9 protein-coding genes and 1 pseudogene are annotated in these 10,495 nt (G+C 47.7%); 7 read left to right on the forward strand and 3 right to left on the reverse strand.

What is annotated here, in order from left to right:
• Positions 1-128 precede the first annotated feature (128 nt).
• Positions 129-770 (reverse strand): L-threonylcarbamoyladenylate synthase, encoded by a 642-nt coding sequence (locus RMO84_RS08000; RefSeq protein WP_310487939.1) that lies wholly within the window; start codon positions 768-770, stop codon positions 129-131.
• Positions 771-941: 171 nt separating this feature from the next.
• Between RMO84_RS08000 and larC the strand changes: the two genes are divergently transcribed.
• Positions 942-2,471, forward strand: a complete 1,530-nt coding sequence (larC, locus tag RMO84_RS08005; protein ID WP_310487940.1) for a nickel pincer cofactor biosynthesis protein LarC — start codon at positions 942-944, stop codon at positions 2,469-2,471.
• Positions 2,472-2,508: 37 nt separating this feature from the next.
• On the opposite strand, the gene RMO84_RS08010 is transcribed toward larC, so the two are convergent.
• Positions 2,509-2,934: a hypothetical protein gene (locus tag RMO84_RS08010; protein WP_310487941.1), complete on the reverse strand. Its 426-nt coding sequence runs from the start codon at positions 2,932-2,934 to the stop codon at positions 2,509-2,511.
• 356 nt (positions 2,935-3,290) lie between these two features.
• Here RMO84_RS08010 and RMO84_RS08015 point away from each other — a divergent pair, with 356 nt between their 5' ends.
• Positions 3,291-5,069 carry a peroxidase family protein gene (locus RMO84_RS08015; protein ID WP_310487942.1) on the forward strand — a complete coding sequence of 593 codons (1,779 nt, stop codon included), beginning with the start codon at positions 3,291-3,293 and terminating at the stop codon, positions 5,067-5,069.
• Positions 5,070-5,261: 192 nt separating this feature from the next.
• Complete coding sequence (locus tag RMO84_RS08020; protein ID WP_310487943.1) at positions 5,262-6,224, forward strand: glutathione S-transferase C-terminal domain-containing protein; 963 nt, start codon at positions 5,262-5,264, stop codon at positions 6,222-6,224.
• A gap of 83 nt (positions 6,225-6,307) precedes the next feature.
• Here the strand turns inward: RMO84_RS08020 and RMO84_RS08025 are convergent, their stop codons facing one another.
• The gene (locus RMO84_RS08025) at positions 6,308-6,550 is read right to left on the reverse strand and encodes a Calvin cycle protein CP12 (protein ID WP_310487944.1); all 243 of its coding nucleotides are present in this window, start codon (positions 6,548-6,550) and stop codon (positions 6,308-6,310) included.
• 308 nt (positions 6,551-6,858) lie between these two features.
• Between RMO84_RS08025 and RMO84_RS08030 the strand changes: the two genes are divergently transcribed.
• From RMO84_RS08030 to RMO84_RS08045, 4 genes and pseudogenes are all read left to right on the forward strand, one after another.
• The gene (locus RMO84_RS08030) at positions 6,859-7,851 is read left to right on the forward strand and encodes a ribose-phosphate pyrophosphokinase (RefSeq protein ID WP_310487945.1); all 993 of its coding nucleotides are present in this window, start codon (positions 6,859-6,861) and stop codon (positions 7,849-7,851) included.
• Positions 7,851-8,699, forward strand: a complete 849-nt coding sequence (gene panC, locus RMO84_RS08035; protein ID WP_310487946.1) for a pantoate--beta-alanine ligase — start codon at positions 7,851-7,853, stop codon at positions 8,697-8,699. Before RMO84_RS08030 ends, panC begins: the two co-directional genes overlap by 1 nt.
• Before the next feature lie 162 nt (positions 8,700-8,861).
• A pseudogene (gene cmk / locus RMO84_RS08040) lies at positions 8,862-9,533 on the forward strand ((d)CMP kinase); the annotation flags it as partial.
• Positions 9,534-9,549: 16 nt separating this feature from the next.
• Positions 9,550-10,495: NAD(P)H-hydrate epimerase (locus RMO84_RS08045; RefSeq protein ID WP_310487948.1), on the forward strand; the 946-nt coding region annotated here is incomplete at its 3' end.

Below are 10,495 nucleotides of genomic sequence, written 5' to 3' on the forward strand. Positions count from 1 at the left end.
GGTAAGAGGTAAGAGGTAAAAGGTAAAAGGTAAAAGGTAAAAGGTAAGAGGTAAAAGGTAAGAGGTAACAGGTATTTAAGCAGTCCCCTCGTCTCCCCGTCTCCCCGTCTCCCCGTCTCCCCATCACATCAGAGCCAAGCCGATACCTCAGACCAGCCTAGACCCTCCCGAATTACTTCAGGAGGGTCTATGGTCATATCCAAGATTGTCGAGCCTTCCATCCCTGGCTCCGAACCATCATCGATGATGATATCTACCAATTTATCCAGTCGATCGAATAATACGGCTTTCTCCACAATATCGATCGGCTCATCACTATCCTCATCTTGGATGTGTGCCGATGCGGAAACAACTGGATTGCCCAAAGTCTCCAATAAAACTTGGCACATCGTATGTTTCGGGACGCGAATGCCTGTCGTTTTGCGTTTGGGATCTTGGACGAGTTTGGGGACGAGCTTGGTAGCCGGTAGGATAAATGTATAAGTCCCAGGGATCAGATGTTTCATCAATCGATATGCCGGATCGGAGACGATCGCATATTCAGAGATATTGGATAAGGACTGACACAGAAAAGTCAACGGTTTATCGTTGGACATCTGTTTAATCTTCCGCACTCGATCGATCGCCGTCTTGGAGTTGAGATCGCAGCCGATCGCGTACACTGTATCTGTGGGATAGAGCATCACTGCACCATTTTTCAGTGCGGCCACAATTTCATCAATTCTTCTAATCTGCGGCGTTTGAGGATGAATTTCGTAAATAGTAGCCATAATATAAGTTAATTAATAATTGATAATTGATAATTAAATTATCGGCTCCGAGCAATTGGCATGGTAGTCATTGCAACTAATCGTTAAGTCAGCGAACTAATTTTTCAAATAAAATTTCGGGTTTTAGATCCTCAACTCCCAACTCCCTGCTCCTCGCTCCCTGCTCCTCCTATGATAAAAATTGCCTATTTAGAATGTCAAACTGGTATTGCTGGTGATATGTGTTTGGGTGCATTAGTCGATGCTGGCGTGCCGATCGAATATTTGAATACCCAGCTCGCTCGCCTGGGAATTGCGACGGAGTATCACCTCTGGGCAGATCGGGTACATCATAACGGCCAAATTGCCACCAAAGTACATGTCGATCTGACAGCCATTGCCTCAGCGGCACCCGCAACAGCGGAGCATCGCGGACATTCCCACTCTTACTCACATTCCCACTCTGCACCAGCTAACCTTGAGGCTGCGCCTCTAGCACCTCACACTCACTCGCAAGAACATACCCACGACCATTCGGCTCATGGCAAACACCATTCCCATTCCCACTCGCACTCACATCCATCTCCAGCCAGTGGCACGAAAGACTTAGAGCCACAGCACCGCACTCATATTGTCGGTGCAGTGCCCACAGAGCAGCACCATCATCATCACTACGACACGCCCCAACGCAATCTCCCCCAAATCGAACGGCTCATCGAGGCAGCAAATTTGCCCGTCAGAGCGACACAGTGGAGTTTGGACATTTTTCGCAAATTAGCGATCGCCGAGGGTGCAGTTCACGGGATCGACCCATCTGAAGTGCATTTTCATGAAGTCGGAGCTGTCGATGCGATCGTTGATATCGTCGGGACTTGTTTGGGTTTGGATTATCTCGATGTTGTCAAAATCTACTGTTCGCCACTTCCTACCGGCGGCGGTACCGTCCGTGCCGCGCATGGGATTTTACCCGTACCCGTGCCCGCTGTGCTTAAATTATTCTCGTCTCGTCAGGTACCAGTTTATAGCAACCAGATCGATCGCGAGTTAGTTACGCCGACAGGTGCGGCGATCGCAGTGACTCTCGCTACTGAGTTTGGCGCGCCACCAGCGATGCAGCTCCAGCACATCGGCTTGGGTGCGGGGACGATCGAGTTACCGATTCCGAATATTTTACGGCTGTGGTTGGGTACTGAATCTGCATCGACGGTAGCCACAACTGCCGCAGTTCGTCCCGAATATCTCGAACAAATTGACGTATTAACTACCCAAATTGACGATCTCAATCCCCAAGCGATCGGGTATATGTTCGATCGTCTATTTGAAGCTGGAGCGGTAGATGTCTTCACTCAACCAATCGGCATGAAAAAATCTCGATCGGGGATATTATTAACGGTTATTTGCCCGATCGATAGGGCTGCTGAATGCGAACGAGTTATCTTTAAAGAAACAAGTACCTTAGGCATTCGTCGCGATCGTCAGACTCGATCGATTCTGCCACGAGAAATTCAATCTGTCGCAACTAAATATGGCACGGTGCGGGTTAAAATTGCGCGGAATAATTTAGTTGATGATGACTCGATCGTTAACATTCAACCTGAGTATGATGACTGTGCGGCGATCGCGCAAGAGTATCAGATCGCTTGGCGCGAAGTTCATCAATTAGCACTAATGGCTTGGCACGATCTAGATCGATCTGTTCGATCTGCCAATACCAGCATTTAATCGATCGAATGAATAGAATCACCGCTCGATCGGGCAATTAATTAGATACCGACCCAATCGAAGTATTTGCTATTGTGGCAATCGAAACCACGATTGACTGACGGCGATCGCTAATCATCAAAGTTTCTGAAACTTTTAAAGCTGTTTTGAGGCGATCGTCAAGCTCGATTGCAATTGGTTCGTAGTCAGCGATAACGGTAATCGATGCCTGATATCGTTCTAGTGCCGATCGGATATTACCTTTGCAAATATTTTCACCTAATAGTTTGGATAATAACTTCCATAATCTGGCAGCAACTTGCTTGATATAATCCGTCTCGTAGGATAAAAGTTCGGCGATCGATTTATAAGTGTTGTATTCCCAAATTTGCAAGACAATCGCCGATTCTAGATCGTTGAGTTTTCGGTGCTGCGCTCGATCGAGGAGTCGATCGATAAATCTTACCGCCTGCTGTGCGTTCATAAGCTATTCAGTTGTAAAAATCTCTTTAGCGATCGAATTCATCCGGTAGGCATATCTCTGGGTCTTAAAATTGACTTTCTCAGCAGACTCTATCCCGAACAGAAATTCGATTGTTTTATTGACGTAAGCAAATCATATCATTCGCAGCTACTACTCATTGTAGTTTTGTTTGCAAAAATTCACATATGACTCGATAAATAACTCACTTTTTCTCACCGACAACTCGATCGACAACATAGTAAGCTATAGCCAGTAATTACTCGATCGGCTAATTTTCACCACTGTGGATTGGTGCCGTACCAGACGATCCGAGTAACTTTATCCAACCGTATCTATCTCACATATAGGAAAATCTCATGAGCATGAAAGATGTTGCGCATGGTGCGATCGGCACGCGAGAACAACCATTTACAGAACTGCTGCCACCAGGAAAAGTCTATGCAGCGCATTCATTGGTAGGACTTGCCGCAAGTATTAAGGCAGATATCGATGCAGTTAAAGATGGTGCCGATGCGGAAGAAAATGTATTGTTACCCTCTGGTTATACCTACTTAGGTCAATTTATCGATCACGATCTCACTTTTGACAACACATCATCACTCAATCCCCAAGATACCCCCGATTCCAATCGCCGCGATCGGATGCCCTCCAACTTGCGCACTCCACGGTTCGATCTAGATTCGGTGTATGGCGATGGGCCTGATGCCCAGCCATATATGTATGCTGATGATGGTGCTTCGCTGATTTTCAAGGATAGCTTCACCAATCAATGCCAATCAAATTTCGACCAGGCACAGCAAGACCTCCTGCGTGCCCCTAATGGTCGTGCGATTATTGGCGACAAGCGCAACGACGAAAACTCGATTATCAGTCAAATCCAGTTGACTTTTATTAAGTTTCACAATGCCGTTGTCGCCAAGGTCAAAATCAAAGAGCCAGATCTCAAAGGTACCGCTCTATTTGAAAAAGCTCGCGAGCAGGTGCGCTGGGCTTATCAAAAACTGGTCATCGAAGACTTTTTGCCTCGGATCGTTCAACCACAGGTACTCAAAGACCTGACAGATAAGACACCTCAAGAACGCAAAAGTCGCTATCTTCTGTACACCGAAGACAAACGTAGCAACCTACCTCGTGAATTTGTGGGCGCGGCATATCGCTTTGGGCACTCTGGCGTCAGGTTCGGTTATCGGCTAAATACAGAAACTAGCCTCAGCATTTTTGCGCCTAGTGTCCCCCCCGATCCTAGCGTTCCCGCTCAGGACGAAGACGGCTTATTGGGATTCGATCCGCTACCAAAGAGTCAAGTCATCGATGATTGGGGTCGCTTTTTTCCGAGTACCTTGCCTAACGTGATTCCTGCTAATGGTCTTGGCGACCCACCACCAGAAGATGACAAAGGTAATGCTATTCCCAATCCAGAAGTACGGCTGCAATTTGCCTACAAAATTGATACGACCTTAGCAGATCCAATGACGGTGTTACCTCCAAGTGTATTACCAACCAGTCCAGATCCAGGTGGCGCAATCGGGGAAGTTGAGGCGGCAATTCGTCCAGATCGAATACCAGACCCCCAAGGTAGACCTTCTTTGGCTCTACTAAATTTACTTCGTGGCAATACTTATAAACTACAAGGTGGCCAAGCGATCGCCAGTGCTCTGAAAGTCGCACCACTCGATCCGAAGTATTTAGTAACTCGTCAGTCAATTAAAAATAACCAAGGAGAGCCAAGCGGTAAATCTAAATTCGTACCGATCGGTTTAGATCTGACGAAGGATACACCTTTGTGGTTTTACATATTGGCTGAAGCCCAACAATCGGTAATCGATGCACTCGAACAGCGTCATTTAATCGTAAATGGTGAGTTTGATGATGAACGATTACGAGAAAAAGAAATCGCTCAAACTCAACTCGGTTGGGTCGGGGGTCGGATTGTGGCGGAAGTCTTCTATGGTCTGATGGATTCAGATACAGATTCTTACTTGAATCAGCCAGCATCCAATAACGGCAAAGCTTTTCAACCGATCTGGGCTAACGACCCAACCATTAATGATGCCACAATTATCTTTGCTAATCTACTGAAATTTGCGGGACAACCTATTACCAAAACGCCTAAACCCCCAGTTAGTGGCTGTTAATGAGCTTTGCTGAGAGTTGGCGATCGAATGGACACCGATGCTCTCCAACCTATTCCCAAAAAATCTTTTTCGATCGAATTCCTGCTTCAGGTACCTCAAAATGTTGCCTGAAGCTTTTCGTCGCGATCGATCCCTTGTTTCTAATTAGACTAAACTCCAGTTAGTAGCTCCACTTTTGCAACTCCTCACCCTATGGCAATTCCCCCAAGCTGGATCGTCCAAACTGGTCGATCGATCTGGACGAGCATCTGGCAACTAATGATGTCCCAACTCGCACCGCCAAACGATCGCGGTGAATATCAACGTCCCCAAAGTGAATTTCGCCAGCGGATTGAGGGCAGATACGCACCAGCAGCACATCGCTATCGATTGTATGTCGGCTGGAGTTGCCCGTGGGCGCATCGGACTTTGGTAGTCCGCGCTCTAAAAGGCTTGGAAAACGCGATCGATGTAACGATCTTGCAAGGCGATGCCAATGCTGGTGGCTGGGTGTTGCCAGCATCGGAACATGGCTGCCATACCTTAGCCGAGTTATATAGATTCGGACAGCCCGGATACACGGGTAGATCCACTGTGCCGATGCTCTGGGACAACCAGACCTATTCGATCGTCAATAATGAGAGTGCCGAGATTATCGAGCTGCTTAACTCAGAATTTAATGAGTATGCCGAGCATCCCGAACTCGATCTCGCACCAATTGCCCTCCAAGACTCGATCGCACATTGGAACGAGATTATCTACCAAACTGTCAATAATGGTGTCTACCGCTGCGGTTTTGCCCAGACACAGGTGGCTTACGATCGAGCCTATGCCGAACTATTTGCTACGCTCGATCGAATTAACGATTTACTATCAACTCAAGCTTACTTATGTGGTGACGTACTGACGTTGGCGGATATTCGCCTGTTTACCACATTGATTCGTTTTGACTTGGTCTATCACCATCTTTTTAAATGCAACCGCAGCCGGATTAGGGACTATACCCACATTCAAGCTTATCTGTACCAAATTTATCACTTGCCAGGAATCGCCGCTACTTGTAATTTTCAGACCATCTTACAAGACTATTACGGCAACCTATTCCCGCTCAATCCCGGTGGCATCATTCCCCAATTACCAGATTTGAGCTATCTGCTCGACGTTGACTGTATATAAGCAACAGAGGGGTAAGATTGCCTTACTCCTCTGTTTCAATCTATTTAGGGATTTGCCCTCGTAACTCTTAGCTCTGGCAGCGATTATGTATCGTAGAGCAAGCATTCTGGGGATTCTGGGTTGTCCGAACAGAAGCGTTCGAGAGAATTTTGGGGTTGTGCGCTCCGTTGGTGTCCGGATTCCTGATGTAGCTCTTCAAGTATTTCCATAGCTACCGCAAATTCTGGCGATGTTTTACCAAAGTTTTCGCCAGCCTGATGAGCCGCTTCGCGTGCTTGCTCGATCCGGTCTTCGAGCGTCATCTTTGTTTCTTGAGTGTTGGTCATAGATCTTGACTGTTTTCTAAATTATGCGAGACGGTGTAAGAGCAGACTGACTTCTATTGTATCTTTCCAATCTTGAAAGATACCAGCATAAATGTAGAGGTTTCCACACATTTGCGATCGCCTATTACCCTGCAAGGGTTACACGTTTTAATTACGGTAAAATTATTAAATTTGCTGTCATATAAGTTACTAAAATTCAGTAATTTGTGAGTCTAAATCAGAATTTTTTTGAATTTTCTCGGGCGATCGGTAAATGAGAGTGTTAGAATGACCATGCAAAATATAGCACTCATTGAGGGTCTGACGTTGTGATCCGTTCTGCTACCTTGACGCTTCAGCCTACGCTCCCATCCGTCAGTGACAACAGTCGGCTGCGGTTGTTTTCGGGGAATGCTAACATCCCGCTATCTCAGGAAATCGCTCGCTATTTAGGTCTCGATTTGGGGCCGATGATCCGCAAGCGGTTTGCTGATGGGGAGATTTATGTCCAGATTCAAGAATCCATTCGGGGCTGTGATGTCTATCTGATCCAACCGACATGTCATCCGGTCAACGATAACTTGATGGAATTATTCATCATGATCGATGCTTGCAGGCGTGCTTCGGCTCGGCAAATTACGGCGGTAATCCCTTACTATGGTTACGCTCGTGCCGATCGCAAAACTGCCGGACGCGAGTCGATTACGGCCAAACTAGTGGCAAATCAGATTACTACTGCTGGTGCCGATCGAGTCCTGGCGATGGATCTGCACTCGGCTCAAATCCAAGGTTATTTTGACATTCCATTGGATCACATCTACGGTTCGCCCGTAATGGTCGATTATCTGCTCCAAAAAAACCTGCCCGACGTGGTCGTGGTGTCGCCAGACGTCGGCGGGGTCGCGCGCGCGCGGTCGTTTGCCAAAAAACTCAATGATGCACCGCTAGCCATCATCGATAAACGGCGTCAGGCACATAATGTCGCCGAAGTCATGAATGTGATCGGGGATGTCGCTGGCAAAACAGCGATCTTGGTCGATGACATGATCGACACGGGGGGAACGATCTCTGAAGGTGCCAAAATCCTCAGGGAGCAAGGCGCGCGCGAGGTTTATGCCTGTGCGATCCATGCAGTCTTTTCGCCACCCGCAATCGAACGCCTCTCCAGTGGAGTGTTTGAAGAAGTGATCGTCACTAATACGCTACCCATCCCCGAGCATTGCCGGTTTCCGCAGCTAAAAGTGCTGTCGGTTGCCAATCTCTTGGGTGAAGCAATCTGGCGGGTACATGAAGATACTTCGGTGAGTAGCATGTTCCGCTAATGAATCTGTCTACTTTTACTACTCCCAGCGAACTCAGTCACTACTTGCAATCCCATCGCTCTCAGGCGATGGGGTTCGTGCCGACGATGGGAGCGTTGCATCTGGGGCATCAGAGTTTGATCGATCGAGCCAGACGCGAAAATGCAATGGTGGTAGTGAGTATCTTTGTCAATCCGCTTCAATTTGCACCGCATGAAGATCTCGATCGATATCCGCGTCAATTGGAGATCGATCGCGTAATTTGCGAAACAGCCGGAGTCGATGCGTTGTTCTTGCCGACGGCTGAGAGTATGGGCATCAAAGATGGACTTACTCAAATCATTCCCCCGACAACAATGATGGCTGGATTGTGCGGTCGGACTCGGCGCGGACATTTTCAAGGAGTAGCAACGATCGTGACGAAGCTGCTCAACATCGTGCGCCCAGATCGGGCTTATTTCGGTCAAAAGGATGCCCAGCAATTAGCAATTATCCGCCGGATCGTTACGGATCTGAATTTTCCGGTAGAAGTCATCGGTTGTCCGACATTGCGGGCGGAATCTGGTCTGGCACTGAGTTCTCGCAATCAATATCTCACGCCCACAGGTCGATCGCAAGCAGCAGTTATTTATCGCAGCTTGCAACAAGCTCACAAGTTAGCGGCACAGGGCGAACGCTCTCAACAGTCCATCTTGGCAGCGGTTAAAAACGAATTAAGTACCGTTCCAGAATTTGACTTAGAATATTTGGAGCTGGTCGATCCGCAGACTTTGGAATCGATCGAGAAATTAGATCGACCAGCCTTACTCGCGATCGCCGGACGCATCGAGAATACACGGCTGATTGATAATGTTTTAATTGGCTGTTAGAGACAGGTTTGTGAATAGTTACCTCTTCACTATCCACTGTTCACTGTCTTGATTCGCTTCTTGACCCAAACACATGCGGAGGGAACCTCCGCGTGATTTGGGTCGCTAAACCGTCGGGAAACCCGACGAGCGCGAACCGCTATTCACTATCCACCAAATCCCATGTCACCCCAGCTTCCCATTATCGCGATCGATGGCCCCGCAGGTGCGGGAAAATCAACAGTTACTAAGCTCGTAGCTACTCGATTAGGGCTGTTGTTTCTCGATACGGGGGCGATGTACCGCGCGATCGCTTGGCTGGTGTTGGAGGCGAAGCTAGCCCTAGATGACGAGCCAAAAATTGCGGAATTGGTCGATCGCGCTCGGATCGTGTTAACGGGAGAACGGGTTGTCGTCAACGATATCGATGTTACCCAACTCATTAGAACGCCTGCAGTGACGAGTACAGTCTCGCCAATTGCGACGCTGGGGGTAGTCAGAACGGCTTTAGTCAGACAACAACAAGCGATCGGTGCAGGTGGTGGAATCGTCGCTGAGGGGCGCGATATGTGTACTCAAGTATTTCCTCAGGCACAGGTGAAGATTTTTTTGACGGCATCTGTTGCCGAACGCGCGCGCCGACGCCAACAGGATTTGCGAGATCGCGGACAAGGTGAAGTCAGCTTGGCAGCACTAGAAAAATCGATCGCCGAACGGGATGCGATCGATAGTACGCGCGAAATTTCGCCGCTCAAAAAAGCGGACGATGCGCTCGAAATTATCAGCGATAATCTAAGTATTGAAGCAGTAGTCGATCTGATTGTGAATATGTATCGGCAAGTTCAAAGTAAATAGATCGAGATCGTAAATAATGCTCAGTCGTGCTCGACAACTAGATCGATTGCTGGTTTCTACCGCACAGATGCAGCAAATCGAAAGCAGGGTTTTTGCGGCTGGAATGCCTGTCGCTGCACTGATGGAAAAGGTTGGCGGCTCGATCTCCCGCCGCTTTCAAGCTTTGTATCCCAATGTCCGGCGAGTCGGCGTGTTAGTCGGGATGGGGCATAATGGCGGCGATGCGCTGGTAGTTGCCCGCGAGTTGCATTTTCAAGGATATAAAATAGCGATTTACGTACCGTCGGAGCAACTGAGCGAATTAACGAATCAACATTATTGCTATGTGTCGAGTTTAGGCATCGAAATTGTCGATAGCGCGTTAGGTTTTGCCGATTGTGATGCGATCGTCGATGGCTTATTTGGATTTGGTTTAAATCGCGAAATTACCGATAATCTGTTTGAGACGATCGAGTCAATTAACCAGTTAAAAGTCCCGATCGTCAGTATCGATTTACCTTCAGGCATTCATGGCGACAGTGGCAATGTTTTAGGTATTGCAATTAAGGCAACAAATACATTTTGTTTGGGGTTGTGGAAATTAGCCTTCGTACAAGAGCAGGCGATCGAATATCTCGGTAAAACCGAGCTAATTGATTTCGACCTGCCGTTGGCAGATATTCAGAGCGTATTAGGAGAATTACCAGCTATCACGCGGATGACAACCGATCGAGCGATCGCTAATTTACCACTTCAGAGATCGCCAGTTACTCACAAATATCACCAGGGTCACTTATTACTAATCGTAGGTTCTGAACAATATAGTGGTGCGGCAATTTTAGCAAGCTTAGGCGCAAGAGCGACTGGGGTGGGAATGTTATCGATCGCCGTGCCTAAATCGCTCAAATCAGTATTATTAAATTACTTACCCGAAGCCTTAATTATTAGTTGTCCAGAAACCGAAGCAGGCACGATTAAATCCC

Source organism: Chamaesiphon sp. VAR_69_metabat_338 (assembly GCF_031423935.1).
GTDB lineage: Bacteria > Cyanobacteriota > Cyanobacteriia > Cyanobacteriales > Chamaesiphonaceae > Chamaesiphon.

What these genes read in the sequence shown, in the direction of transcription:
- RMO84_RS08000 (WP_310487939.1), bottom strand. Translation starts at nt 770, where the DNA reads ATGGCTACTATTTACGAAATTCATCCTCAAACGCCGCAGATTAGAAGA.
- larC (WP_310487940.1), top strand. Translation starts at nt 942, where the DNA reads ATGATAAAAATTGCCTATTTAGAATGTCAAACTGGTATTGCTGGTGAT.
- RMO84_RS08010 (WP_310487941.1), bottom strand. Translation starts at nt 2,934, where the DNA reads ATGAACGCACAGCAGGCGGTAAGATTTATCGATCGACTCCTCGATCGA.
- RMO84_RS08015 (WP_310487942.1), top strand. Translation starts at nt 3,291, where the DNA reads ATGAGCATGAAAGATGTTGCGCATGGTGCGATCGGCACGCGAGAACAA.
- RMO84_RS08020 (WP_310487943.1), top strand. Translation starts at nt 5,262, where the DNA reads ATGGCAATTCCCCCAAGCTGGATCGTCCAAACTGGTCGATCGATCTGG.
- RMO84_RS08025 (WP_310487944.1), bottom strand. Translation starts at nt 6,550, where the DNA reads ATGACCAACACTCAAGAAACAAAGATGACGCTCGAAGACCGGATCGAG.
- panC (WP_310487946.1), top strand. Translation starts at nt 7,851, where the DNA reads ATGAATCTGTCTACTTTTACTACTCCCAGCGAACTCAGTCACTACTTG.